Here is a 24433-nt window from a genome sequence, read left to right as displayed (position 1 = left end):
GTGACGCTGCTGCACGAGATGGTCAAGCGCGACGCGAAGCGCGGGCTGGCGTCGCTGTGCATCGGCGGCGGGATGGGCGTGGCGCTCGCGGTCGAGCGCGGTTGAGCAGGGTCTGACGAGATTGCGCGTGTGCGGCGCCGGCCTGCGCCGCACACGCGCGAAGCAAACTTCGCGCAAAACAAGCTACCAACAACAAGCGTGATGTTCCGGTGCGCGCCGTGTCCGCCTTGCGGACGCCAGCGCACCGCAGCGGTGGGGCGGCAGCATGTGCGATGCCGCCGCCCCGCACCATTGACTACTTTATTTGTCTGTAACTTATAGGATGACTAAGCGAATTGCAGTTGTGACAGGTGGGATGGGCGGCCTCGGCGAAGCAATCAGCATCCGGTTGCACGATGCGGGCCACCGGGTCGTGGTCACGTATTCGCCGAACAATGCGGGCGCCGATCGCTGGCTGACCGAGATGCATGCGGCCGGCCGCGAATTCCACGCGTATCCGGTGGACGTGGCCGATCACGATTCGTGCCAGCAGTGCATCGAGAAGATCGTCCGGGACGTCGGCCCGGTCGACATCCTGGTGAACAATGCCGGCATCACGCGCGACATGACGCTGCGCAAGCTCGACAAGGTCAACTGGGATGCGGTGATCCGCACCAACCTCGATTCCGTGTTCAACATGACGAAGCCGGTTTGCGACGGCATGGTCGAGCGCGGCTGGGGGCGCATCGTCAACATCGCGTCGGTCAACGGCTCGAAGGGTTCGGTCGGCCAGACCAACTACGCGGCGGCGAAGGCCGGCATGCACGGCTTCACGAAATCGCTCGCGCTCGAGATCGCGCGCAAGGGCGTGACGGTGAACACGGTGTCGCCGGGCTATCTCGCGACGAAGATGGTGACGGCGATCCCGCAGGACATCCTCGATACGAAGATCCTTCCGCAGATTCCGGCGGGACGGCTCGGTCAACCCGAGGAAGTCGCGGCGCTGGTCGCGTATCTGTGCTCGGAGGAGGCCGGCTTCGTGACGGGCTCCAACATCGCGATCAACGGCGGCCAGCACATGCACTGACGCGCGGCGGCCCGGGCGGCGTTCGCGCGCGCGTCCGGGCCGTGCTCCCGCTGTATCCAGCGCCGGGGCGGCGCGCACGCGCGCGGTGACGGATCACGGACGCAGGCTCGCTGCGCGTGCGGCGGGCAGTGTGCGCCCGCGGTCCGGCCACCGTGTCGCGGCAGGCGCGCCGTACCGGCCTCGCATTCCGGAGGAGGCATGGGTGAGACCTGGATGGGACTCGCGATCGGCGGCTCGGCACTGGCCGTCGCGCTGACGATGGCGATCGCGCTTCACTGGCTCGAGCGGCGCCGCGCGCGGCTGCTGCGCAACTTCGATCATCGCGATTGCTGGCTCGTCGCGTACGGCAAGTGCCTCGCACGCAGGCCGGCGCGCCGCACGCGCGGCAGCGCGCGATGACGGTGGCGGTGCGGCATCGGCGCGCTCAACGGTCGTGCCGCATCCCGCGCATCCCGTCTGCGGTGCGCGGGCCGCCTACACTCAATCGTGGCTTTTCTCGGCGCCTGCGCCCGAATCGTTCTTGTGGAAGATCCGCTTCGTCGTGCGCTTGGTGGCATCCCAGCCCTCGCGCGACGCATGTGCGATGCCGTGGCCGACCGTCTTCGCGGCGCTCGCGGTCGCATGGCCGAAGCTGCGCGCGGCCTCGCCGGTCTTGTGCGCGGCTTCCTTCGAATCGCGCTTGATGTCCTGCTTCACTTCCGACATGTCCGCGTGCGCGATCGGGCTGATCAGCGCGAGAACGAACGCGGTGCAAATGAACTGACGTGCTTTCACGGCCTGGTTTCCTTGGGCAAATTCATCGAGGGTCCGCGCGGCCGGCAGGCGGCGGAACGAGTGGGCCGGCCGCCGATGCATCGAGCATCACCGCGGCGCGGCCGCTGAGCAGCACGCGCTCGCCGCAGCGCAGCGCGAAACCGTACAGCACGGAGCGGTCGTCGCCGCCGATGCGTTCGGCGTCGACGATCAGCGGCAGCGCGAACGTGTCGAGCCGATCGACGAACGCGTCGACGTTGCGCACGCTCGCGAGATAGCCGGCGCGCGGCCGCGCATGTTCCGTCCGCGCCGGTTGCGCACCGAGCAGCGCGCCGTGCACGGCCATCGCCTGCGCCGCGTATTCGATTCCGCAAACCGCCGCGAGCCGGCCGCGCGAACGCAGCGGGTTGTGCGGATCGCGGTGGCTCGTCGCGCTGCAGCGGATGCGCGCGGCATCCCATGCTTCGACGCGGTCGAGCACGCACATCGCGCCGTCGTGCGGAATGTGCGCGGCGATCCATGCGCGATCGAGCGTCGTCATCAGCGGCGGTGTCGGAGTCGGAGTCGAGACGGACGCAGTCATTGCGCGTGCTCCGCGGCGGCATCCGGCAGCGCGATATCGACCTGCACGCGCGCATCTTCCAGATAGTCGAGCACGACGCGCGTCGCACGCCGCGCGGCGAGCGCGTCGAGCAGCGGCAGCGCACGCGCGGCCGGATTGCCGGTGCGCAGCGCGTCGAGTTCGCGGTTCGCGAGCGTCGTCGCCGGCGCGTCGGTGAGCTGCACGTCGATGCGCGCGAGCGCGCGTTCGCTTGCGTCGGGCGCGAGCACGAGCGCGACGCCGAATGCGTCGACGATCGGCCGCACCGCGCGCAGCGGCTCCGGATAGTCGGTGTCGTAGGCGATCAGCAGGCTCGGCACGCGATCGACCGCGACCTGGCACAGGCTCTCGAGCAGGCCCGCGGCAAAGCTGCCGTCGTACGCGCACAGCACGTTCGACGTCGCCATCGCGCGGGTCGCGATGCTCCAGTAGCCCGCCGGCGCGTTGTGCACGGAGTTGTGAAAGCGCGTGGGCGACAGGTGGCGATCGTCGCCGGCGAGGGTCTCGCAGATCGCGTGGCAGTTCTGGCCGTCGCCGCCGGACGCGCTGAACACGGTCGCGAGCGTGGCGGCATCGCGCCCGCTCGCGGCGGCCGCTTCGAGCCCGACCGCGAGCGCGACGCGCACGACGGGCCCCGTGCGGCGGCGCTCGGCCGGCGGCAGGCCGGCCGGCGGCGGCAGCACGGTGCGCGCGCTGGCATAGGCCGCGCGGCCCGCGAGCACCTCGGCCGCGTGCGGCCAGTCGTTCAGTCCCGGCCCGACGAGGCCGACGCTTTCGATGAAGGCGGTGAGTGTCATGTCGGCTCCCGGCGGCGGGCGTGCTCGGCGCGGCCGAGGATCAGGCTGCAATTCGTGCCGCCGAAGCCGAACGAATTGGACAGGACCGCCCGCACGCGGGCGTCGCGGCTCGCGAGCACGTAGTCGGCGGCCAGCGTCGGGTCGGGTTGCGCCGTGTTGACGCCGGCCGGCACGAACTGCTCGCGCAGCGCGAGCGCGGCGACGACCGCTTCGAGCGCGCCGGCGGCGCCGAGCGTGTGGCCGGTCGCTCCCTTCGTCGAGCTGCACGGCGTGCGCGCGAGCAGCGTGCCCACGGCGCGGCTTTCGGCGGCGTCGTTGCTGGGCGTCGCGGTGCCGTGCAGGTTCACGTAGTCGATGTCGCTTGCATCGAGGCCGGCCGACGCGAGCGCCTGTTCGATCGCGATGCGCGCGCCGAGCCCTTCCGGATGCGGCGACGACATGTGATGCGCATCGCTCGATTCACCGAGGCCGAGCAGCAGGATCGCGTCGTCGTCGAGCGCGGCGGGCGCATCCGGCACGCGTTCGAGCAGCGCGAACGCCGCAGCTTCGCCGATCGAGATGCCGTCGCGCGAGACGTCGAACGGCCGGCACGGCCGGCGCGACAGCAGCTCGAGCGAATTGAAGCCGTACAGCGTCGTCAGGCACAGCGAATCGACGCCGCCGACGACGGCTGCATCGATCAGCCCCGCCTCGATCATCCGGCGCGCGGAGCCGAATACCTTCGCGCCGGACGAACACGCGGACGAGATCGCCATCGCTGGCCCGCGCAGCGCGAAATACGCGCGCACGAACGCGGCCGGCGAATACGGGTTGTGCGTATGCGCGTAGCGGAACCCGGCGGGCAGCGCGCCGCTCGCCGGATCGCGCTGCTCATACGCGCGTTCGGTCTCGAGGATGCCGGACGTGCTCGTGCCGACGAACACGCCGACGCGCGCAGCGCCGTGGCGCGACACGGCTGCCGCGACGCGCGCGGCGAAACCGTCCTGGACGAGGCCGAGCTGCGCGAGGCGGTTGTTGCGGCAGTCGAAGTCGGCGAGATCCGCGCGCACGGGCTGTGCGTCGACGCTGTCCACCGAGCCGATCCAGGTGTCGAGTTCGGCGCGCTCGAAGTCGCACGGCGTGAGTCCGCCGCGCGCGTGGCGCAGCGCGGTGAGGGTCGCGTCGAGGCCGCGGCCGATGCAGCTGGTGGCGGTGAAGTGCGAGAGCAGGAGAGGTTTCACGAGGGTCGCATCCGGTGGCCGGAACGGGCGCCGCAGCGGGGCTGGCGGGCGCGCCGGGCATGGTCAGATTTTATCAAACGGGGGTGCCGGCATGCCCGGCCGGCCGGGCGGTGCGGGCGGCTCCGGCGCGAGCGCGGCGCGCAGCGTGGTCCACTGCAACTGTGCATCGGCAGCCGCGCGCAGCAGCGCCGGCAGCACGTCGAGTACGACCGGTTCGCCGCGCGCATCGCGCGCCGCGTGACCGTCATGCACGAGCAGGATGTCGCGGGGCGCCAGGCCGTTCAGCAGGCGGCGCGTAACGATGCCCGCATCGTGCGCGCGCGTGTCGAAGCCGCGCCGCGTCCAGCTGGCGAGTTGCAGGCCGAGCTCGCAGAGCACCGGCTCGAGAAACGGATTGCGCAGGCCGGCCGGCGCGCGGAAGAAGCGCGGGCGCGTGCCGGCGATCTCGGTCAGCGTCTGCTGCGCCGCCGCGACTTCGCGCCGCAGTGCGGCGGGGCCCGACAGCGAGAACGTATGCCGGTGCCGCTGGCTGTGGTTCTCGACCGTGTGGCCGCGCGCGACGATCGCCTCGATCCACTGCGGATGGCGGCGCGCGAGATCGCCGATGCAGAAGAACGTGGCGCGCGTATCGTAACGATCGAGCAGGTCGAGCACGCGCGGCGTGACGTCGGGGTCCGGGCCGTCGTCGATCGTCAGCGCGATCCGGCGGCCGGCATCGGCCGGCAGGCGAGTCCAGTTCGGCCCGAGCAGCGCGCTGCGCGGCCACAGGCCCGCGGCGGTCAGCGCGAGATGCGACGCGACCACGCCGCCGGCGGCCCACGGCCAGGCGGCCGGTTGCGCGACGACGGCCGCGAGCGCACCTGCGTGCAGCGCGGCCGTGCCCGCGATCAGCGGCGTCGGTTTCCAGCGGCGCGTATCGCCGGGCTGGCGCGGCGGAACGGACGACGGTGCGTTCATGAGCGGGCTCCTGCCGGATCACGAGGACGGCTGCTGGCGGCCGCGGCACGCGGCGCGAGAATCGCCGCGAACGCAAGCGCGAGCATCGCGCCGGGGCCGACGGTCAGACCGAAGGTTTCGAGCAGCGGCACCCGCGACAGCGCGAGCAGGCCGAAGCCGGCGACCGTCGCAAGGTTCGCGATCAGCAGCGACACGAGCGTGTGCGGCGTGACCGGTTGCGCGTCGTCGCGCTTGCAGAAGAACAGCGCGTAGTTCGAGCCGACCGCCACGATCAGCAGCATCCCGACGAGGTGCAGGATCGTCAGCTGCACGCCGGCGAGCGCGAAGCCGGCCGTCACCACGAGCACGGCCGCGACCAGCGGCGCGAGCGCGCGCACGACGCGGCGCGGCGAGCGTAGCGCGATCAGCAGTAGCACGGCGATCGCGGCGAAACCCGCGAGCGACAGCCGGATGTCCTCATGCACGTAGTTCACGTACAGGCGATCGGCCTCGGCCTTCATGTCGACGAACAGCGCGTCGGGTACGCCGGCGCGCGCGACGGCCGCGCGGATCGGCGCGGCATCGAGCGCCGGCGCAGCCGCCGACGCGGTGCGTGCGACGTCCGGCGCGCGCAGCGGCAGCATCGCGCTCCAGCGGCCCGCGCGCTCGGTCAGCAGCGCGTCGACGGCGAGCGCCATCGACGTGCCGTGCAGGTCCGCGCGCGTGAGCAGCGGCGCGTGGCGTGCGGCCTCGACATCGGCGATGAACGGCGCGAACAACGCGGGCCTGACCGAGACCGGCTGGTCCGCGACGGCCGCGCGCATGCGCGCGGCAAGCACGTCCGCGTCCGGCAGGCTCGCCTGGCGCGCGTGCTGCGCGGCGTCGCTCGGCAGGTAGCGCGCGGGACTTTCGAAACCCGCGAGCGTGCCGCGATCGACGAGCGGCTGCAATTGCGCGGCGACCCGTTCCGCGCGTTCGAGCGCGGCCTGTTCGGTCGGTGCCGAAATCACGACGAGGTAGCGCACGTCCGGTGCGCCGATATCGGCGCGCAGGCGTGCGTCGAGTGCCTGCGCGCGGGCGGGAACCGGGCTCAGCGCCGCGAGCTCGCGGCTCCACAGACCGTCGCGATGCAGCACGAGCGTCGCGCACGCGACGAGCACGAGCACGGCGAGCGGCCAGCGCAGCCGCGGCGCCGCGCGGGCCGCCCGCGCGAGCCCCGCGCCGACGCGCGACACGTCGCGAATCGCGACGTGCTCGCCGCGCAGGTGCGGCAGCACGAAGCGCGTAACGAGCGCGGCGGCCGTCAGCCCGACGATCGAGTACAGCCCGAGCTGCACGAGGCCCGGAAAGCCGGAGAACAGCATCGACGCGAAACCGCATACGGACGTCTGCACGCCGAGCCGGATCGTCGGCCAGTACGCGGCGACCCACGCGCGCGTCGCGTCGGCGGGCCGTGCGGCGCCGCCGCGCGAGCCGGCCTGCGCCGATTGCACGAACAGGTAGATCGAATAGTCGACGGCTTCGCCGATCAGCGTCGTGCCGAAGCCGAGCGTCAGCCCGTGGACCGTGCCGAACGCGACACTGACCGCCGCGATGCCGGCCGCGATGCCCGTCAGCACCGGCAGCAGCCCCAGCGCGAGCGTGCGCGGCGAGCGGTACAGCGTCAGCAGCAGCGCGACGATCAGCACGACGCTCGCCGTCGACAGCCGCTCGACGTCATGCCGGATCGTGTCGCGCGTGTCGACCGAGAACACGCCGGGGCCGGTCATCGCGAGCGTGTATGCGCCCGGGTTCGGCAGCGTCTGCGCTGCGGCGGAGAATGCGCGGCGCACCGCGTCGATCGCGCGGGCCTGCGCGTCGGTGTCGGAGCCGGCAGCGGCTGTCTGCACGACGAGCACCGCGCGCGTGCCGTCGCGCGACGCCCACACGCCGTCGCGGACGGCGGGCTGCGCGCCGCTGTCGAGCTGGTCGACGAGGGCGGTCACTTCGCCGGTCGGGTCGTGCGGCAGCATCGCCTTCGCGACGAGGCCCGCCGACGAGCTCAGCAGGTCGAGGCTGTCGCCGAGCGCCTGGTGCAGGCCGTCCGCGCTGAAGCGCTGCGGCGTGACGGCCGGGCTCAGCAGGTAGCGATGGTCGAACACGAACTGCCGGTCGCGCGTGTCGTTGACGGCCTCGCCGTTGTTGACCGCCGCGAATTGCCGGTCGGCGCGCAGCGTGCCGGCGACGCGCTGCGACAGCGCGGCGCGCGTGGCCGCATCGCCGCCGTCGATCGCGACGAGGATCAGCCGCGACACGATGCCGTCGCGCAGCTGATCGACGAGCACGCGCTGGCCGGCGCTCGGCGCACTCGGCAGGAACGCGGACAGGTCGGCCGTGAAATTCGCGCGGGCGATCGCGATCCCGCATGCGACGAGCGCGACCAGCCACACGAGCACGGCGCGTTGCCGCAACGCGGGCAGGCGCTGCGTGACGGGGGCGGGCGGCCGGGTGCGTTCGTCCATCAGTTCGCCGGGACGGGTTGCAGGCGCATCATCGAATGGTCGCCGTCGGCCTGCCGGATCGCGACGCTGCGCAACACGTCGCGCGTGCCTTCGAGCGTGATCGTGCTGATGACCTTCAGCATCCGCGAATCGAGCGGCGTGAGCGTCAGCGTCCAGTCGTCGCCGCGACCGGCGAGCGCGACCTTGTAGACCTGCTCGAGCGCGTAGCGGTTGCCGGCGAGCGTCGCGCGAATGCTGTCGATGAACGCGCCGAGTTCCGGATAGCGTGCGAGCGCGAGCGTGTACTTGCGATTGGTGCGCTCGACGGTGAGCATGTCGCCGTCGACGACGAGATGTTCGGGCTTCGGGGTCAGCGTGTGCTTCTCGAGATGGTCGGGTGCGACGAACACGAGCTCGCCCGACGATTCGACCGGTTGCGTGGCGATCGACAGCGTCTTCGTCTCGGTGAAGGTCGCGCGCCCGGACTTGTGCTGCGCGAGCGTCGACATCAGCCGGTCGAGGGTCCACGCCGAACCGGTGTCGGCCGCATGCGCGGGCAGCGCGAGCGCGATGGCGGCCGCGACGGCGAACGCGCGCGCGGCGCGGCGCGGCACGCGCGCGCACCGCAACGGGAACAGCAGCAGCGGCAGGAAGCGGCGAACGGCGGTCATGCGTCGGAATTCCTCGTGGCGGGCAGGTCGGTGCAGGCGCGCGCATCGTCGCGGCGTGCGGCGGCCTCGCCGGTCTGCCAGAAATCGAAATAGTTGAACCAGTTGTACGGCGCCGCACGGCAATACGCGTCGAGCAGCGCGACGTAGCGCGCAAGTGCCGCATCGACGGCCGCCGCGCGCGTATCGCGGCGCACGTCGGAGAAATCGGCGATCGTCTCGAAGTGCACATCGTAGCGGTTGCCGTCGCGATAAAGGCCCGTCATGAACAGCACCGGACGCCGCAGCATCGCGGCCATGTACAGCGGCCCGAGCGGGAACGCGGCCGGCGTGCCGAGCAGCGGCAGCCGCCGCAGCGACGCGGCCGCGTCGTCGAGCAGCGTGCGGTCGGCCAGCATCCCGACCATGCAGTTCGCGTCGAGGCGCTCGCGCACCTTCAGCATCGAGTCGACCTGCCCGAGCGGAATGACTTCCGGCTTCGCGGCCGGATTCACGGCGGCGAGCGTCGCGTTGATCTTGCGTGCATTCTCTTCGAACATCGTGACGACGACGCGCAGGTCCGGACGCGTGCGGCCGATCGCCCGGACGACTTCGAAGCTGCCGAGGTGCGCGCCCATCAGGAATGCGCCGCGTCCGCCGGCGAGCGCGTCGTCGACCCGCGTTTCGCCGTGCAGCCGGATGTCGAACAGGTCGAAGCGGCCGTTCATCAGGTAGATGCGGTCATGGATCGTCGCCGCGAACGTGAACACGTGCCGGTACACGTCGCGCCAGCGCGCGGGACGGCCGAGCACGCGGCGCAGGTAGTCGCGCGACGCCGCGCAGGCGACCGGCGAGAACAGCACGAAATAGGTCGCGACGGCGTGCAGCACGACGCGCGACGGCCGCCGGCCGAAACGCAGCGAGATCCAGGCCATCGCGCGCAGCAACCCCGCGTTGCTGCGTTCCTGGCGCTCGGCCCACCCGGTGCGCTTCATGGCTGCGGGCCGTCCGGTGCGGCCGGCGGCGCGGCCAGCACGCCGGTCGCGACGTCGCGCGCGCCGGCGCGCAGCGTGAAGCGGATCGCACCGCCGGCCGCCGCATCGAACGCGAGATCGAGCGGTTCGCCGGGCGCGACCGGGCTCAGGAATTTCGCGGACGCCAGCCGCCACGTATCGAGCGGGCGGTTCAGCGACGCGCCGAGCGCGGTGATCGCGTGATCGAGCAGCACGACGCCCGGCACGATCGGATGACCAGGGAAATGGCCGGGCAGCGCCGGGTGATCGGCGGGAATCGTGAACGCGAGCGGCGCATCCGTTTCGCCGCGATCGCGCACGTCGGTCGCGGCGGCGCGCGTGTGCCGTGCGACGAGCGCGGCGAGCACGTCGCGCGGCAGCTTGCCCGTTTCGTTGCGCGGCAGTGCGTCGACGAACATGAGCGGACGCGGCATGAACGCGGGATCGATCCGCTCGCGCAGCGCGCGCTGCAGATCGGCTGCGGCGAGCGTCGGTGCGACCACGAGCGCCACGAGGCGCGTGACCGGTTCGCGGGTCGCATCGGCGTCGGCCGGCGCGGCTTCGTCCGGCATGAAGAACACGCCGTCGGCGACGCCGGCGATCGCGTTCAATTGATGATTCAGATAGGCGAGCGACGTGCGCTTGCCGGCGATGTTGACGAGGTCCGCCTTGCGGCCGTGCAGCAGGAACCGGCCGTCGCCGAGCAGCTCGAGCGCGTCGCCCATCGGCACGGGCGTCTCGACGTGTCCGCCCGACACCCACACGGTCGGGCCGCTGTCGTCGCCTGCGGCGTCGCGCTCCGACGCGTCATGCGCATCACTCGCGTCACGCGCGTCGAGCCGGATACCCGGGAACAGCTGCCACGTCGCGCCCTGCGACGTGCGGCGCGTCGCGATCTGGCCGGTCTCGGTGCTGCCGTAGATCTCGACGAGCGGCGCGTCGAGCGCGGCCTCGGCTTCGCACGCGAGTTTTTCCGACAGCGGCGCGGTGGCCGACAGCACGAGCGCGGCCGGCGGCAGCGCGTGGCCGGCCGACAACAGCGCGCGCAGGTGGATCGGCGACGTGACGAGCACGCGCGGCTGCGGGATCGCGTCGAGTTCGTCGCGAATGTCGACCGGATAGAACGGCTGGCGGTTGCTGAACGCGAGGCCGCCGATCAGCGCGAGCAGCACCGTCGATTCGAAGCCGTACATGTGCTGCGCGGGTACGGTGCCGATCAGCGTGGCCGCGCGGCCGTCGAGCAGGCCGAGGCGGTCGGCCGCCGCGCGCACGCAGCCGACCAGGAAGCCCCAGGTCTTGCGGTGCGGCACCGGCGCGCCGGTCGAGCCGGACGTGAACACGTACGCCATGATCCGCGCGGCGTCGATCTGCGGCACCACGCACGGCGCGTCGTCGGCGAGTTCGCCGGGTGCGGCGTCCGGATACGCGAAGCGCGGCAGGTCGATCGTGCAGTCCGGCGCGTCGTGCAGGCAGAACGCGTCCGGTGCGAACGACGCCAGCTGGCGCACCATCTCCGGCGTGTGCGTCGACGGCAGCAGGCTGATCTTGCCGGAGACGAGCGCCGCGCACAGGCTGACCGCGAAGCGGTAGCGGTCGCGGCACACGTTGAACACGTGGCCGCCGGCAGGCAGCGCGGCGGCCACGCGCGCGACGTCGGCGACGAACGCGCGCACGGTGACGGGCGTGGCGTCGCGCCAGGCGATCGTCTGGTCCGGCGAGGAATGGAATACCAGCGGGTGAGTCGGCATAAATCGGCAAAAGCGGGAAGCGGTTGCCGGCGCGGCCGCGATGCGGCGCGGCGCCGGCCATGAATTCATCGTGACGGCTGCGTCGACGCGCGATACGCGCGCACCGCGTCGACCATCCGCGGCCGCGCGTCGTGCGGCAGCGCGAAGCGCCGGCACGCGTGCTCGGCGGCGAACATCACGGCGACGAGCGGCAGCGACAGGTAGTTCGCGAACGTCGACCACGCCGCGATCGGCGCGGTCGCGAACATCAGCGTCGACGCGGCGGCGATCGCGACGAAGAACAGCGTCCACGCGAGCGTGATGCGCCGCGTGTAGCGCGCGACGGCCGGCGTGATCGCACCGTGGATCATCGTCGCGAAACGCGTGCACAGCGGCACCTGGCCGGCCGCCAGCGTGCGGCCGAACAGCAGCGCCATCGCGAGGTTGAAGCTCGCGTGCTCCAGATACAGGCCCCATTCGAAATGACGCGCGAGCGGGATGCGCGCGGTCCACAGCGCGGCGGCGGCCAGCAGCCACGCCGGCACGAGCCAGGCGCGCCGCGGCGAGCGCAATGCCGCGCCGAGCGCGAGCAGCAGCGGCGGCACGAGCGCCATCGCGAGGCCGAAGCCATGCGCGCCGGGCGTCGCGGCCGCGTAATGCGCGCCGATCTGGTACGCCGCCACCGCGGCGAGCGCGCCGACGCCGCGCGCGATGTCGAGCGGCGTGCTCATCGCGGCGCTCCGGGCGCGCGGCGCGCACGCACGTTGCCACAGGCCGCCGCGGCACGGTGGTGGCGGACGGGCGGGCAAACCGGGGCGAGACAAACGGACGGGCGCGGCATGGCTGCTGGAAACATCGGGCGGATCGGGGCCGGACGCATGCATCGGGCCGTCAAACATCATATGAATGGCGGCCGGGACGCTAGTCCGGGCCGGCTGTCGTGCACGCCCATTTTAGGGCCCCGGCGCGGCGGTTCGAGACGGGCGCAGCCAGGTTTTGTAACCGAATGTATGGCTGCGCACCGAAGCTTTCGCGGCGGCGATCCATTTCCATCCGAAGCGGCTCAAGCGTCTGCTGCGATCGGGTCCCGAAACCGGCCGTGGCCGGGGCCCTTCAGTCTGTAACCATTCGCGGTATACGCACCGATACCCATCGTCTAGAATCCGCGTAACTTTTACAAATGATCCCCAATAACGCAGGCGGGGAAGCCGGCAGACGCCGGAGGGACGGAGATTCGCGCGCGCTTCGCACGCGCCGGGCGTGCACGACGGTTGCCGTTTCCGGACGCCTCCCGCTGCCATGGGCCGCCTGCCCGCAAGCATGATGAACGCACTGGAACAAGAGCTCGCCACGCTGATCATCGGCGAACTGAATCTCGAGGACGTCCCGCTCGAAACGGTGACGGCCGGGACCCCGCTGTATGGCGAGGGCTTCGGGCTCGACTCCATCGACATCCTGGAAATCGCGCTGCTGATCTCGAAGAAATACGGCTTCGAGCTGCGCTCGGACAATCCGGACAACCAGAAGATCTTCGCGACGCTCGGCGCGCTTGCCGCGTACGTCGCCGCGCATCGCACGAAGTGACGGTGGCACGCAGATGATGACGGCACGCGGCGGCGGTCGCTGGACGATACGCCGCCGCGTCGATCGAGGTGAAACGCGATGAACGGAGCAATTCGATGCGGGCGCTCGTAACGGGCGGCAGCGGCGCACTCGGGCAGGCGATCTGCACGATGCTCGCGCAGGCCGGTCACGAAGTCTGGGTGCACGCGAACCGGAATCTCGCGCAGGCGGAGACGGTCGCGCGGCAGATCGTGGCGGCCGGCGGCACCGCACACGCGATCGCGTTCGACGTGACCGACGCCGACGCGACGCTCGCCGCGCTCGCGCCGTTCGTCGACGACGCGCCGGTGCAGATCCTCGTCAACAACGCGGGCATTCACGACGACGCGCCGATGGCCGGCATGTCGCGCCGGCAATGGCACAGCGTGATCGACGTGACGCTCAACGGTTTTTTCAACGTCACGCAGCCGCTGTTGCTGCCGATGATCCGCACGCGGCGCGGCCGGATCGTCAACATCGCGTCGGTCGCCGGCGTGACAGGCAACCGCGGGCAGGTCAATTACGCAGCCGCGAAGGCGGGGCTGATCGGCGCGACGAAGTCGCTGTCGCTGGAGCTCGCGTCGCGCGGCATCACGGTGAACGCGGTCGCGCCCGGCATCATCGAATCGCCGATGGCCGACCACGCGTTTCCCGCCGAACGGATCAAGCAGCTCGTGCCGGCGCAACGCGCGGGCCGGCCCGACGAAGTCGCGGCGATGGTCGCGTATCTGGTATCCGATGCGGCCGCCTATGTGACGGGACAGGTGCTGTCCGTCAACGGCGGGCTCGCATGACGACACGCGCCGCGTCGGCTTGACGCGAGGCAACGGCGCGCGGCCGCGGTGCCGCGGTGCCGCGAGCCTGCGCCGCATAGTGAGGAAATCGAAGTGTCAGTGCATCCAGTCGACGCCGAACGGCGAGCGTGTTCCCCGTCGTCCGCCACGACCGCGGTCGCGCGCGGCCACATGGCAGCCGGGCCCGCCGCATCGCGAGCGGGCATCTCGCCCGCAGCGCACGGCGGCAACCGTGCGCTGCGACTCGTCCAGGTCGATCATGCGCGGCTGGCCGCGCTGCTGCACGATGCGCAGCAGCGGGGCGACGCATTCGACCAGGTGTTCCCCGGCGCGCTGGGCGCGGTGTGCATCGGCGCGGCCGGATCGCCGGTCGATGCGATGGCACGCATGCTCGCCGTCGCCGCGCCCGGCCTGCCGATCGCACCGGTGCCGATGGCGCTGCTCGACGCCGGCGGCCACGCACGCGCCGGCGCGGTCTGCGAAATCTGGCAGTGCGGCGCGCACGACCTGCGCAGCGCGCGACGCGGCGCGCTGCAGTACCGCTACAGCGAAACGGCAGGGCTCGTGTTCGGCAGCATCGTCGTGCAGGAAGCGCAGGAAGCGACCGACGTGGATCGCGACGGCGGCACGCCGCTCGAACGCGCGACACACGCTGCCTACCGCGCGCTGTTCGACGTGCTCGACACGCTTGGTCTCCCGCATCCGCTGCGGATCTGGAACACGGTGCCGGCGATCAATGCGCAGCAGTTCGGGATCGAGCGCTATCGTCAGTTCAATATCGGCCGGCAGCGCGCGTTCGATGCGTGCCGCCGCGTGCTGACGGGCGGCGTGCCGGCCGCCTGCGCGCTCGGTTCGGTCGTGCCGGTCGCGGGCGACACACCGCCGGCCGCGCCGCTCGCGATCCATTTCATCGCGAGCCGCACGCCGGCCGATCCGGTCGAGAACCCGCGCCAGGTCAGCGCGTATCACTACCCGGCGGAGTACGGCCCGCGGGCGCCGACGTTCGCGCGCGCGGCCGCATGGGCCGACGGCGATGCGGCACCGCTGCTGTTCGTGTCGGGTACCGCCAGCATCGTCGGGCACCGCACCGTGCATCGCGGCGACGTCGTCGCGCAAACGCGCGAGACGATCGCGAACCTGGCGGCCGTGCTCGAGCAGGCCGCACGGCAGGGGCACGGCCCGTTCACGCTCGCCGACCTGAGCTATCGCGTCTACGTGCGCGACGCCGGCGATGCCGCGGCGCTCGCCGCGATCGAACGCGAGTTGCGCGCCGCGGCCGGCCCCGGCGTGCGGACGCTGTTCGTCCACGCGGACGTGTGCCGCGACGATCTGCTGGTCGAGATCGAGGCGAGTGCCGGCCATCCGCTGGAGCAGTTGTCGTGAAGCGCGCGGGCCTGTCGCTGCGCGAACCGGCGCCGCATGCGGGCGGTGTCGACGAAGCCTGTCGGCGGTCGCCCGCAGGTCATAAACTTTTGTCAGGATCATCGTCTTCGCAATCGGCCGTTCCCATGTCCAAGCCGCACGCCTCGTCCACCCATCTCGTGCTGATTCCGAGCTACAACCCGGGCGTCAAGGTCGACACGACCGTGCGCAACGCCCGCGCGCAGTGGAATCCGGTGTGGGTCATCGTCGACGGCAGCACCGACGGCAGCGCCGAGCGGCTGCAGGCGATGGCCGAGCGCGATCCGGGGCTGCGCGTGATCGTGCTGCCGGAGAACCGCGGCAAGGGCGCCGCGGTGCTGGCCGGCCTCGACGCGGCGGCCGCGAGCGGCTTCACGCACGTGCTGACGATGGATTCCGACGGCCAGCATCCGGCCGACCTGATTCCCGAATTCATGGCCGCCTCGCAGGCGAGCCCGGACGCGATGGTGCTGGGTCTGCCGAAGTTCGACGCGAGCGCGCCGCAGCTGCGCGTGCAGGGCCGGCGGCTGTCGAACGGATGGGCCGACCTCGAGACGCTGTGGGCCGGGATCGGCGATTCACTGTACGGCTTTCGCGTGTATCCGGTCGCGCCGCTCGCGGCGATCATGCATCGGCAGCCGTGGATGCGCGGCTTCGACTTCGATCCGGAAGCGGCCGTGCGGCTGTGCTGGGCCGGCGTGCGGCCGATCCGGATCGAAGCGCCGGTGCGCTACTTCGGCGCGCACGAGGGCGGCGTGTCGCATTTCCACTATGGCCGCGACAACGCGCTGCTCGCGTGGATGCACCTGCGGCTGTTCGCCGGCTTCGTGGTGCGCCTGCCGATGCTGGTCGCGCGGCGGCTGACGCGCCGGTCGCGTTCCGCGTTCGGCCGGTCGCCCGGCCGCGGCGATTGACGGCCTGTTTGTCGTCAGTTTGCTGAACAATCGCATCGTTCATTTCGAATGGCGCGGTAATCAAGCTGTCATTCGATGTAAACATCTGGTAATTTTCTGCCGGATTATGCAAAATCGCCGCTCCCAATACTAACTACCGAGGGATCCGGGATGCATATCAAGAAAGCGGCGGCAGCGTGTGGCATGGCGTTCCTGTTGAGCGCATGCGGCGGCGTGCAGAGTCTCGACGCAAACAGCCTGACGTCGGCGGGGACCAACCTGGTCAAGGCGGCGACGCTGTCGGACAGCGACATCGCGGCACTGTCGAACGACTCGTGCAAGGCGAGCGACGCCGAATCGAAGATCGCCGCGCCGAACAGCGCGTACGCGAAGCGCCTGACGAAGGTGATGAAGGGCTTTGGCGACATGACGCTGAACGGCCAGAAGATCAACTACAAGGTCTACATGACCAAGGACGTCAACGCGTGGGCGATGGGCAACGGCTGCGTGCGCGTATACAGCGGCCTGATGGACATGATGAACGACGACGAACTGCGCGGCGTGATCGGTCATGAAATGGGCCACGTCGCGCTGGGTCACTCGAAGAAGGCGATGCAGACCGCCTACGCGGTCAGCGCGGCGCGCAGCGCGGCCGGCGCGGCATCGCCGGGCGTCGCGGCCCTGACGAGCTCGCAACTCGGCGACATCACCGAGAAGTTCATCAACGCGCAGTTCTCGCAGACGCAGGAAAGCGCGGCCGACGACTACTCGTTCGACCTGATGAAGCAGAAGAGCATGAGCCAGAAGGGCCTCGTCACCGCGTTCCAGAAGCTCGCGCAGCTCGACGGCGGCAAGAGCTCGATGATGAGCTCGCACCCGTCCTCGGCGAGCCGTGCGCAGCACATCCAGGATCGCATCGCGAAGGGCAGCTGATCGAGGCTCGAGGCGCCGGATTCGTCCGGCGCCCGGGACGAAGAAAACCCCGCGCTCTTTCGAGCGCGGGGTTTTTGTTTTTCGCGAGCAGGAAAAACGGCCGCGCCGCTTACGGCACCATCCCCGGCAGCACGTAGGCCTGCACGAGCGTGATCAGGCCGACGACCACCGCGAACAGCAGGCTGTGGCGTACCGTGAAGCGGAACAATTCAGACTCCTTGCCGACGAGGCCGGTCGCCGCGCATGCCACGGCGATCGACTGCGGCGAGATCATCTTCGCGGTCACGCCGCCGGTGGTGTTCGCGGCGACCGCGAGTGTCTCGGGCACGCCGAGCTGGTGCGCGGTCGCTTGCTGCAGCGAGCAGAACAGCGCGTTCGACGACGTGTCCGAGCCGGTCAGGAACACGCCGAGCCAGCCGAGGAACGGCGAGAAGAACGGGAACGCGGCGCCGGTCGCGGCCAGCATCAGCGCGAGCGTCGACGACATCCCCGAGTAGTTCGCGACGAACGCGAATGCGAGCACGAGGCCGATCGACAGGATCGGGCGCGTGAGTTCCTTCAGCGTTTCGCCGAACGTGACGAGCGCGTCGCGCGGCTTCATCCGCAGCAGCGCCATCGAGATCAGCGCGGTCACGAGGATCGCGCTGCCCACCGCCGACACGAGGTCGATCTTGAGCACCGCTTCGAGTGCCTTCGGCGTCGCGGCGATCGGCGCGGTCTTCACGACGAGCTGGTCGAGCCCGGCCACATGGAACTTCAGGACGGTCGACGCGAGCGCGCCGTGCGCGGCGAACAGCGCCTTGAACGGCGCGATGCTCCACACCGTGACGACGGCCGTCAGGATCAGGAACGGCGACCACGCGCGCACGGTCTGCGCGAGCGTGTACGGCGACGCCTGGCGGCTCGTGGCCGACCCGTTGCCGCCCGCGCAGAACCCCGCGAGCGCCGCACCGCCGCCGGACGCGACGAGGCCGCCTGCCGCCTGCTTCGCGCTGCTCGGCTGCCAGACCTTCAGGAACGCGGCAAGCGACACGAGGCTCACGAGCGACGACGTGATGTCCGGCAGCTCGGGCCCGATATGGTTCGACGTGAAGTACTGCGTGATCGCGAAGCTGCCGCCGGCGACGAGCGCGGCCGGCCAGGTCTGCCGCACGCCGCGCAGCCCGTCCATCATGAACACGAGCCAGAACGGCACCGCGAGCGACAGCAGCGGCAACTGGCGGCCGGCCATCGCGCCGATGTGGAACGCGTCGATGCCCGTCACCTGCCCGGCGACGATGATCGGGATGCCCATCGCACCGAACGCGACCGGCGCGGTGTTTGCAATCAGACACAGTCCGGCCGCGTGCAGCGGCTTGAAGCCGAGGCCGACGAGTAGCGCGGCCGTGATCGCGACAGGCGCGCCGAAGCCGGCGGCGCCTTCGAGGAATGCGCCGAACGAGAAGCCGATCAGCAGCATCTGCAGCCGCTGGTCGTCGGTGATGGCCAGCACCGATGCGCGGATGATGTCGAACTGGCCGGTCTTCACGACGATCTTGTACAGGAACACGGCCGCGACGATGATCCACGCGATCGGCCACAGGCCGTATGCGAAGCCGAAGCCGGCCGCCGCGAGCGCTTGCGGCACGGGCATCCCGTACGCGAGGATCGCGACGCCGAGCGCCAGCAGCAGCGTGATCGCGGCCGCGACGTGCCCCTTCATCCGCAGGGCGGCGAGCGCGATGAAAAAGAAGATGATCGGAATTGCGGCGACGAGCGCCGACAGCCCGAGGCTGCCGAGCGGCGTGTAGATCTGATGCCAAACCTGCATGGGTGTCTCCTCCATGGATTTCTATCGGTACGGGTTTTAAAGCGAGGTGGTCTATTCGGGCTGGCCGCGTGCGCGCAGCAGGTCGGACAGGCTGCGCGGCGCCGGTTCGAGCGGTGTGCGGTGCTGCGTCCAGCCCATCTGCTTCGCCGGCGTCAGCGCGCGCAGCCGCGTCGCGGTCCAGCGGAACGCGCGATAGGCGCGCGGATGCGCGAATGCGCCCGACCAGAAGCGCCACACGAGGTCTTCCGCGCGGTTGTAGTTCGCGCCCTGGCCGCGCAGCGGATGCGCGACGGCTTCGTCGGGCTTGCGGTTCGCCTCGGTGCGCAGCCGCACGAGCAGTTGCGGGATCGGAATTCGCACGGGGCACACCTCGCCGCAGGCGCCGCACAGCGTCGACGCGGTCGGCAGGTCGGCCGTCGCGTCGAGGCCGAGCAGGTGCGGCGAGATGATCTTGCCGATCGGGCCGGGATAGGTCGTGCCGTATGCGTGGCCGCCGATGCGCGTATAGACGGGGCAGTGGTTCATGCACGCGCCGCAGCGGATGCATTGCAGCGTCGCGCGCAGCTGCTCGTCCGCATAGGCCTGCGTGCGGCCGTTGTCGAGCAGCACGAGATGCAGCTCGCGCGGGCCGTCGCGCTCGCCGTCGCGGCGCGGGCCCGAGATCAGGTTGAAGTAGGTCGTGATCGCCTGGCCGGTGGCCGAACGCGTCAGGAGGCTCGACAGCGGCACGATGTGCTCGAGCTTCTCGACGACCTTCTCGATGCCCATGATCGCGACGTGCGTGTCGGGTACGGTGGTCGACAGCCGGCCGTTGCCCTCGTTCTCGACGAGCCACAGCGTGCCCGTGTCGGCCGCTGCGAAGTTCACGCCGGACAGGCCGATGTCGGCTTGCGCGAACGCGCGGCGCAGCGCGCGCCGGCCGGTCTGGATCAGCTCGTCGACGTCCTCCGTGTAGCGCGTGCCGGGGATGTGCTCCTCGAAGAGTGCGGCGATGTCGCCGCGCGTCTTGTGGATCGCCGGCATCACGATGTGCGACGGCTTCTCGCCCGCGAGCTGCACGATGAACTCGCCCATGTCGGACTCGATGCAGTCGACGCCGTGATCCGCGAGGTAATGGTTCAGCTCGATTTCCTCGCTCGCCATCGACTTGCCCTTGATCACGCGGCGCGCCTTGTTCGCCTGCGCGATGCCGAGCACGATCGCGTTCGCGTCGGCGGCCGTCTCGGCCCAGTGCACGTGCACGCCGGCCGCGGTGAGCTTTGCCTCCAGCCGCACGAGCAGCGCGGGCAGTTGCGCGAGCGCGTGCCGCCGCACGGCTTCGCCGAGATCGCGCAGCTGCTGCAGCTCGGTATCGTCGGGGAACTGGGTCGCGCGCTTGCCCTGCAGGAAGTCCATCGCGCCGCGAAAGCTCCGGCGCAGCGCGGGATCGTCGAGCGCGGCGCGCGCGCGGGCCTTGAAGTCGCCGGGGGCGACGAATTGCAGTGGCTGGTCGCTCATTGCGGCAGGTCCTGGCAAGCGGTTGCGGTCGGTTCGGTGACGATCACGACCCAGAGGTTGCGCGGGCCGTGGGCGCCGTACGCGAGGGTCTGCTGGATATCCGACGTCTTCGACGGGCCCGACACCAGCACGACGTTGGTCGGCATGCCGGCGTGCCAGCGCTCCGCGTGCACGGCCGCGTGAAGGTCCGGATGCAGCGTGTTCGCATGAACGAGCGCGACGTGCAGCGGCGGCACCAGCGACACCGTGCGTGGCGTGCCGGCATCGGGCGCGAGCACGACGGTGCCGGTCGCCGCGATGCCCGAGCGCGCGACGGTGAAGCCCGCATCGATCGTGTCGAACAGCTCGGCTTTCCATGCGTCGATCGGCCGGTCGAACGGCACCGGCGCGACCGCGCCGGGCAGCGCGCGCGCGAGCGCCGCGGCTTCGGGGCGGGCCGGGTCGAGCAGCACCCGGCGCACGCCGGCGTCGGCCAGGCGCGCGGCAAGCTGTGCGGGCCATGCATCGGCGGTGGCGCACCAGACTTCGGCGTGCGACGCGGCGAGCGCGGCCTGCATCGTCTGCGCGAGCGCGTGAGGATCGGTGGCGACCGGCTCACGCCGCGCCGCGTAATGCGCGTCGATGCGCGTATCGAGTGCGGGCGCGGCGTGCGCGGCGACGCCGGGCGCGGCGGTGCGCAGGCGCGCGAGGATTGCGTCGCGCGCGCTCATTGCGCGTCTCCGCGCAGCGACGCGGCATCGGCCGTGCGGCGCCACAGGAAGCTCGCGAGATGCTCGACGGGTAGCGCCGCGCCGGCCTTGTCGGCAGCGTGACCGATGTTCAGCAGGCAGCCGCAGTCCGCGGACACGAGCCGGTCGCAGCCCGTCGCGCAGGCCGATGCGACCTTGTCGCGCACCATCGCGCCCGAGATGTCCGGATGTTTCAGCGAAAACGTGCCGCCGAAGCCGCAGCATTCCGATTCGCGTTCATGGTCGATGCGCGTGACGCCCGGCAGCGCGTCGACGAGCGCGACGCCGTGCATGCGGGTGCCCATCTCGCGGCGGGCCGCGCACGACGTGTGCAGCACCACGCGCTCGTCCGGGCCGGCGTTCGCGGTGACGGCGTCGAGCCGCACGTCGAGCACGTGGACGAGGAATTCGGCAAGTTCATAGGTGCGCTCCGCGATCGCGCGGGCCTTCGGGCCATGCACGGGATCGTCGGCGAACAGCGCCGGCCAATGGTGCCGGATCATGCCCGCGCACGAGCCGGACGGCACGATCACGGGCCAGGGCTGCGCGAACAGGTCGAGCTGCGCGGCCGCGACGCGGCGTGCTTCGTCGGGATTGCCGCTGCTGTAGGCCGGCTGCCCGCAGCAGCTCTGGCCGCGCGGATAGTGGACGGTCAGGCCTTCGCGTTCCAGCAGGCGGACCGCGTCGAGCCCGGCTTCGGGCACGAACAGGTCGACCAGGCAGGTCGCGAACAGATAGACGTGCGCGGGGGCGGCGGTGGGGTAGTGCCTTTCGTTCATGTCTCGCTCCAGGGGCGACGGCCCGGCATGCGCATGCGGGACGACGATTTCGCTGCATAATTCCCGCGACGGCGCCGCAGCTCAAATTGGTTGGGCCAATCGGTGCGACGGGTATTCCGGATGGAGAGACGGCGATGGCGGCGATGACGGCACGGGGCCGGACCGAAGTGGTGATGCGCAAGATCGAGATGGCGCTGCTCGACGGCACCTGGCCGGCCGGCGCGCGGCTGCCGGCCGAGCGCGTGCTCGCGCAGCAATACGGCGTCGCGCGCAATACGGTGCGCGAGGCGACCCAGCGGCTCGTCGCGCGCGGGCTGCTGCAGAGCCGGCGCGGCGCGGGCGTGTACGTGACGGACCAGTTGCGCGCCGGCATCGCGTCGCCATGGGGCCAGCTGGTCGCCGACCACCCGGCGCTGCGCGACGACATTCTCGAATTCCGCCGCGTGCTCGAAGGCGCGACCGCATATTTCGCCGCGCTGCGCGCCGACGCGAACGACCGGCGCCGGATCCGCGCGCTGCTGCGCGAACTCGAAACCGCGCACGCGAACGACGATGCGGCCGTCGAGGCGTCGACCGACGCGAAGCTGCACGAGGCGATCGCGCTCGCGTCGCACAACACGATGTTCCTGCACCTGCACACGAGCGTGATCGGGATGCTGCGCGAGCACATCTCGATCAACGTCGCGGGGATGACGACGCACGACGAGCAGGCGTCTGAGCTGCTGTTGCTGCAGCACCGGGTGGTTTGCGACGCGATCTGCGCGCATCGGCCCGAGGAGGCGCGCACCGCGATGCAGACCCATATCGACTATGTGCGAAGCCACTTCGAGCGAAGCGGCGATGCAGCGTGAGATTGGTTGGACCGTGGCCGCCGCAGGGCCGCCCGGCGGCCGGTCGCGAGCCGCAGGGCCTGGCGGTCTTCGCGGGCGGCGCGCGCAGCGGCAGCGCGGCGCCGGATGCGCCGGCCGCGCGATTGACCGGTTCGGCGGGCGCCCACTAGAATCGGCCGGAACCGCCCGTCAGCCGCGCGCCGCGGCGATTGCGGCCCATTGATCCGCCTGTCGAGGAAGCTTTCGTGCTCACGACCTTGATCCGGCGCGCGCCGGCCGCGCTGTCGTGGCGCGCCGCCGGCCGCCCGGCCCGCGCGCTTGCCGTGTGCGCGCTGCTGTCGCTGGGTGCCGCCTGCGCGACGCATCCGCCCGCCACCACGCTCGATCGCCCCGTCTCGCACGCGTTGCCGGCCGATACCGCGACGCCGTTGCGCGATGCACTGGTCGCGCCTGAAGCCGCGCATCGCGGCCAGTCGGGCTTCCGGCTGCTGCCCGACGGCGCGACCGCGCTGCAGATGCGCATCGCGCTCGCGCGCGCGGCGACGCAGACGCTCGACATGCAGTACTACATCGCGACCGAGGACACGACCGGCAAGCTGCTGCTCGCCGCGGCGCTGTACGCGGCCGATCGCGGCGTGCGCGTGCGGATGCTGGTCGACGACCTGAACTTCCGCGACATCGACCGCGTGATGGCCGCGCTGAATACGCACCCGAACATCGAGATCCGCGTGTTCAACCCGTTCGGCGCTTCGCAGTACAGGATGGTCGAGCGCACGGCCAACTTCTTCACGCGGATCGGCAGCTTTACGCGCCGGATGCACAACAAGGCGATGATCGCGGACAACCAGCTCGCGATCGTCGGCGGCCGCAATCTCGGCGACGAATACTTCAGCGCGAGCCCGACGCTGCAGTTCCGCGATCTTGACGTGCTCGCGGCCGGCCCCGTGACGAACGACATCTCGAAGAGCTTCGACGACTACTGGGCGAGCGCGAGCAGCTACCCGCTGCGGGTGCTGAATCATCAGACGTTCGATCCGAAGGATCTCGACGCGATGCGTGATGAGCTGCGCGACCACTGGCGCAAGAACGCCGACCCGTACAACGCGAAGCCGCTGAACGCGACGCCGCTCGCGCGGCAGATCGCGCGCGACGAGCTCGGGCTCGTCTGGGCGCCGGCCGAATTCAAGGTCGACGCGCCGGACAAGGTCGCGCGGCCGACCGACGCGTACGTGAGCCCGCCGATGCAGCGCCTCGTCGAGCTGACGCGCGGCGCGCAGAACGAATTCCTCGCGTTCTCGCCGTACTTCGTGCCGCACGACGCGGGCGTGAAGATTCTCGGCGACACGACCGCGCGTGGCGTGCGCGTGGCGATCCTGACCAATTCGCTTGCCGCGACCGACGCGGTTGCCGTGCAGGCCGGCTACGCGCCATACCGCGTGCCGCTGCTGCAGCACGGCGTCGAGCTGTACGAGTTCAAGGCGCAGCCGGAGCAGCCGGCTCCGCGACTGTTCGGCTCGCGCTCACGGGCGAGCCTGCATGCGAAGGCGTACGTGATCGACCGGAAGATCCTCGTGATCGGCTCGTTGAACCTCGATCCGCGTTCCGCGCACCTGAACACCGAGCTCGCGCTCGTGATCCACAGCCCGGCGATCGCGCAGCAGGCGGCAGCGATCTTCGCGCGCGTCACGCAGCCTGACGAAAGCTATCGCGTGAGCCTCGCGACGCCGGCGGGCGGCGGCACGCCCGAGCTCCAGTGGGCCGGCACGGACAACGGCGTGCCGACCACCTATCACGTCGACCCGCATGCCGGGCTGATGCGCAACCTGATGACCGGCATCTTCATGCTGCTGCCGGTCGATGACCAGTTGTAAGGGCCGGAACGGCTCGGGCCAAACCCGCGATACCGGTGCGCGGCGAAAGGTGATA

The 24433-nt window shown here is 70.9% G+C and carries 24 protein-coding genes; 10 read left to right on the top strand and 14 right to left on the bottom strand.

Annotated elements, in window-relative coordinates; genetic code table 11:
* The 3 genes from DIE22_RS09835 to DIE22_RS09825 form a co-directional block, all read left to right on the top strand.
* A partial coding sequence (locus DIE22_RS09835) for a hypothetical protein (protein ID WP_133117963.1) occupies positions 1-105 on the top strand: 105 nt, incomplete at its 5' end.
* A 217-nt stretch (positions 106-322) separates the two neighbouring features.
* A complete protein-coding gene (gene phbB / locus DIE22_RS09830) occupies positions 323-1066 on the top strand; it encodes an acetoacetyl-CoA reductase (protein WP_124498928.1) in 744 nt (247 codons plus the stop codon).
* A gap of 198 nt (positions 1067-1264) precedes the next feature.
* On the top strand, positions 1265-1465 hold the full coding sequence (locus DIE22_RS09825; protein ID WP_124498929.1) for a hypothetical protein: 201 nt from the start codon (positions 1265-1267) through the stop codon (positions 1463-1465).
* Between the two features lie 81 nt (positions 1466-1546).
* On the opposite strand, the gene DIE22_RS09820 is transcribed toward DIE22_RS09825, so the two are convergent.
* The 10 genes from DIE22_RS09820 to DIE22_RS09775 all read right to left on the bottom strand — a co-directional run bounded on the left by DIE22_RS09820 (position 1547) and on the right by DIE22_RS09775 (position 11971).
* Positions 1547-1840, bottom strand: a complete 294-nt coding sequence (locus DIE22_RS09820) for a hypothetical protein (protein WP_124498930.1) — start codon at positions 1838-1840, stop codon at positions 1547-1549.
* A gap of 22 nt (positions 1841-1862) precedes the next feature.
* Positions 1863-2402 (bottom strand): hotdog family protein, encoded by a 540-nt coding sequence (locus DIE22_RS09815; RefSeq protein ID WP_124604969.1) that lies wholly within the window; start codon positions 2400-2402, stop codon positions 1863-1865.
* On the bottom strand, positions 2399-3217 hold the full coding sequence (locus DIE22_RS09810) for a beta-ketoacyl synthase chain length factor (protein ID WP_124604968.1): 819 nt from the start codon (positions 3215-3217) through the stop codon (positions 2399-2401). The genes DIE22_RS09815 and DIE22_RS09810 overlap by 4 nt, the downstream gene beginning before the upstream one ends.
* Complete coding sequence (locus tag DIE22_RS09805; RefSeq protein ID WP_124604967.1) at positions 3214-4437, bottom strand: beta-ketoacyl-[acyl-carrier-protein] synthase family protein; 1224 nt, start codon at positions 4435-4437, stop codon at positions 3214-3216. Before DIE22_RS09805 ends, DIE22_RS09810 begins: the two co-directional genes overlap by 4 nt.
* Before the next feature lie 63 nt (positions 4438-4500).
* Entirely contained in the window at positions 4501-5394 is an 894-nt protein-coding gene (locus DIE22_RS09800) for a polysaccharide deacetylase family protein (RefSeq protein WP_124498934.1), read from the bottom strand.
* Positions 5391-7874: an MMPL family transporter gene (locus DIE22_RS09795; RefSeq protein ID WP_124604966.1), complete on the bottom strand. Its 2484-nt coding sequence runs from the start codon at positions 7872-7874 to the stop codon at positions 5391-5393. The genes DIE22_RS09800 and DIE22_RS09795 overlap by 4 nt, the downstream gene beginning before the upstream one ends.
* Positions 7874-8524 carry an outer membrane lipoprotein carrier protein LolA gene (locus tag DIE22_RS09790; protein WP_124604965.1) on the bottom strand — a complete coding sequence of 217 codons (651 nt, stop codon included), beginning with the start codon at positions 8522-8524 and terminating at the stop codon, positions 7874-7876. Before DIE22_RS09790 ends, DIE22_RS09795 begins: the two co-directional genes overlap by 1 nt.
* Complete coding sequence (locus DIE22_RS09785) at positions 8521-9495, bottom strand: acyl-CoA synthetase (protein ID WP_124498937.1); 975 nt, start codon at positions 9493-9495, stop codon at positions 8521-8523. Before DIE22_RS09785 ends, DIE22_RS09790 begins: the two co-directional genes overlap by 4 nt.
* Entirely contained in the window at positions 9492-11261 is a 1770-nt protein-coding gene (locus tag DIE22_RS09780) for an AMP-binding protein (protein WP_124498938.1), read from the bottom strand. The genes DIE22_RS09785 and DIE22_RS09780 overlap by 4 nt, the downstream gene beginning before the upstream one ends.
* A gap of 65 nt (positions 11262-11326) precedes the next feature.
* On the bottom strand, positions 11327-11971 hold the full coding sequence (locus DIE22_RS09775) for a hypothetical protein (protein WP_124604964.1): 645 nt from the start codon (positions 11969-11971) through the stop codon (positions 11327-11329).
* A 568-nt stretch (positions 11972-12539) separates the two neighbouring features.
* Here DIE22_RS09775 and DIE22_RS09770 point away from each other — a divergent pair.
* The 5 genes from DIE22_RS09770 to DIE22_RS09750 all read left to right on the top strand — a co-directional run bounded on the left by DIE22_RS09770 (position 12540) and on the right by DIE22_RS09750 (position 16863).
* The gene (locus DIE22_RS09770) at positions 12540-12824 is read left to right on the top strand and encodes a phosphopantetheine-binding protein (RefSeq protein WP_014896047.1); all 285 of its coding nucleotides are present in this window, start codon (positions 12540-12542) and stop codon (positions 12822-12824) included.
* A gap of 95 nt (positions 12825-12919) precedes the next feature.
* The gene (gene fabG, locus DIE22_RS09765) at positions 12920-13636 is read left to right on the top strand and encodes a 3-oxoacyl-ACP reductase FabG (protein WP_124498940.1); all 717 of its coding nucleotides are present in this window, start codon (positions 12920-12922) and stop codon (positions 13634-13636) included.
* A gap of 93 nt (positions 13637-13729) precedes the next feature.
* On the top strand, positions 13730-15019 hold the full coding sequence (locus DIE22_RS09760; RefSeq protein ID WP_124604963.1) for an endoribonuclease L-PSP: 1290 nt from the start codon (positions 13730-13732) through the stop codon (positions 15017-15019).
* A 125-nt stretch (positions 15020-15144) separates the two neighbouring features.
* On the top strand, positions 15145-15951 hold the full coding sequence (locus DIE22_RS09755; protein ID WP_124604962.1) for a glycosyltransferase family 2 protein: 807 nt from the start codon (positions 15145-15147) through the stop codon (positions 15949-15951).
* Positions 15952-16101: 150 nt separating this feature from the next.
* Positions 16102-16863, top strand: a complete 762-nt coding sequence (locus tag DIE22_RS09750) for a M48 family metalloprotease (RefSeq protein WP_124498943.1) — start codon at positions 16102-16104, stop codon at positions 16861-16863.
* Positions 16864-16972: 109 nt separating this feature from the next.
* Here DIE22_RS09750 and DIE22_RS09745 read toward each other — a convergent pair whose 3' ends face one another.
* From DIE22_RS09745 to DIE22_RS09730, 4 genes are read right to left on the bottom strand one after another with little or no spacing between them, the layout of a single operon-like run.
* Positions 16973-18673, bottom strand: a complete 1701-nt coding sequence (locus DIE22_RS09745; RefSeq protein ID WP_124604961.1) for a lactate permease LctP family transporter — start codon at positions 18671-18673, stop codon at positions 16973-16975.
* 51 nt (positions 18674-18724) lie between these two features.
* The gene (locus DIE22_RS09740; RefSeq protein WP_124604960.1) at positions 18725-20170 is read right to left on the bottom strand and encodes a LutB/LldF family L-lactate oxidation iron-sulfur protein; all 1446 of its coding nucleotides are present in this window, start codon (positions 20168-20170) and stop codon (positions 18725-18727) included.
* Positions 20167-20880: a lactate utilization protein C gene (locus DIE22_RS09735; RefSeq protein WP_124604959.1), complete on the bottom strand. Its 714-nt coding sequence runs from the start codon at positions 20878-20880 to the stop codon at positions 20167-20169. The genes DIE22_RS09740 and DIE22_RS09735 overlap by 4 nt, the downstream gene beginning before the upstream one ends.
* Complete coding sequence (locus DIE22_RS09730; RefSeq protein WP_124604958.1) at positions 20877-21677, bottom strand: (Fe-S)-binding protein; 801 nt, start codon at positions 21675-21677, stop codon at positions 20877-20879. The genes DIE22_RS09735 and DIE22_RS09730 overlap by 4 nt, the downstream gene beginning before the upstream one ends.
* 134 nt (positions 21678-21811) lie before the next feature.
* Here DIE22_RS09730 and DIE22_RS09725 point away from each other — a divergent pair, with 134 nt between their 5' ends.
* On the top strand, positions 21812-22528 hold the full coding sequence (locus tag DIE22_RS09725; RefSeq protein WP_124498948.1) for a FadR/GntR family transcriptional regulator: 717 nt from the start codon (positions 21812-21814) through the stop codon (positions 22526-22528).
* 224 nt (positions 22529-22752) lie between these two features.
* The gene (locus DIE22_RS09720; RefSeq protein ID WP_124498949.1) at positions 22753-24378 is read left to right on the top strand and encodes a phospholipase D family protein; all 1626 of its coding nucleotides are present in this window, start codon (positions 22753-22755) and stop codon (positions 24376-24378) included.
* The last annotated feature ends 55 nt before the right edge of the window (positions 24379-24433 follow it).

The organism is Burkholderia sp. Bp9142 (assembly GCF_003853415.1).
GTDB lineage: Bacteria > Pseudomonadota > Gammaproteobacteria > Burkholderiales > Burkholderiaceae > Burkholderia.
Note: the sequence above shows the minus strand (reverse complement) of the source record. Positions and strands in the feature narration are given on the sequence as shown.

What these genes read in the sequence shown, in the direction of transcription:
- phbB (WP_124498928.1), top strand. Translation starts at nt 323, where the DNA reads ATGACTAAGCGAATTGCAGTTGTGACAGGTGGGATGGGCGGCCTCGGC.
- DIE22_RS09825 (WP_124498929.1), top strand. Translation starts at nt 1,265, where the DNA reads ATGGGTGAGACCTGGATGGGACTCGCGATCGGCGGCTCGGCACTGGCC.
- DIE22_RS09815 (WP_124604969.1), bottom strand. Translation starts at nt 2,402, where the DNA reads ATGACTGCGTCCGTCTCGACTCCGACTCCGACACCGCCGCTGATGACG.
- DIE22_RS09810 (WP_124604968.1), bottom strand. Translation starts at nt 3,217, where the DNA reads ATGACACTCACCGCCTTCATCGAAAGCGTCGGCCTCGTCGGGCCGGGA.
- DIE22_RS09800 (WP_124498934.1), bottom strand. Translation starts at nt 5,394, where the DNA reads ATGAACGCACCGTCGTCCGTTCCGCCGCGCCAGCCCGGCGATACGCGC.
- DIE22_RS09795 (WP_124604966.1), bottom strand. Translation starts at nt 7,874, where the DNA reads ATGGACGAACGCACCCGGCCGCCCGCCCCCGTCACGCAGCGCCTGCCC.
- DIE22_RS09790 (WP_124604965.1), bottom strand. Translation starts at nt 8,524, where the DNA reads ATGACCGCCGTTCGCCGCTTCCTGCCGCTGCTGCTGTTCCCGTTGCGG.
- DIE22_RS09785 (WP_124498937.1), bottom strand. Translation starts at nt 9,495, where the DNA reads ATGAAGCGCACCGGGTGGGCCGAGCGCCAGGAACGCAGCAACGCGGGG.
- DIE22_RS09780 (WP_124498938.1), bottom strand. Translation starts at nt 11,261, where the DNA reads ATGCCGACTCACCCGCTGGTATTCCATTCCTCGCCGGACCAGACGATC.
- DIE22_RS09775 (WP_124604964.1), bottom strand. Translation starts at nt 11,971, where the DNA reads ATGAGCACGCCGCTCGACATCGCGCGCGGCGTCGGCGCGCTCGCCGCG.
- DIE22_RS09770 (WP_014896047.1), top strand. Translation starts at nt 12,540, where the DNA reads ATGGGCCGCCTGCCCGCAAGCATGATGAACGCACTGGAACAAGAGCTC.
- fabG (WP_124498940.1), top strand. Translation starts at nt 12,920, where the DNA reads ATGCGGGCGCTCGTAACGGGCGGCAGCGGCGCACTCGGGCAGGCGATC.
- DIE22_RS09755 (WP_124604962.1), top strand. Translation starts at nt 15,145, where the DNA reads ATGTCCAAGCCGCACGCCTCGTCCACCCATCTCGTGCTGATTCCGAGC.
- DIE22_RS09750 (WP_124498943.1), top strand. Translation starts at nt 16,102, where the DNA reads ATGCATATCAAGAAAGCGGCGGCAGCGTGTGGCATGGCGTTCCTGTTG.
- DIE22_RS09745 (WP_124604961.1), bottom strand. Translation starts at nt 18,673, where the DNA reads ATGCAGGTTTGGCATCAGATCTACACGCCGCTCGGCAGCCTCGGGCTG.
- DIE22_RS09740 (WP_124604960.1), bottom strand. Translation starts at nt 20,170, where the DNA reads ATGAGCGACCAGCCACTGCAATTCGTCGCCCCCGGCGACTTCAAGGCC.
- DIE22_RS09735 (WP_124604959.1), bottom strand. Translation starts at nt 20,880, where the DNA reads ATGAGCGCGCGCGACGCAATCCTCGCGCGCCTGCGCACCGCCGCGCCC.
- DIE22_RS09730 (WP_124604958.1), bottom strand. Translation starts at nt 21,677, where the DNA reads ATGAACGAAAGGCACTACCCCACCGCCGCCCCCGCGCACGTCTATCTG.
- DIE22_RS09725 (WP_124498948.1), top strand. Translation starts at nt 21,812, where the DNA reads ATGGCGGCGATGACGGCACGGGGCCGGACCGAAGTGGTGATGCGCAAG.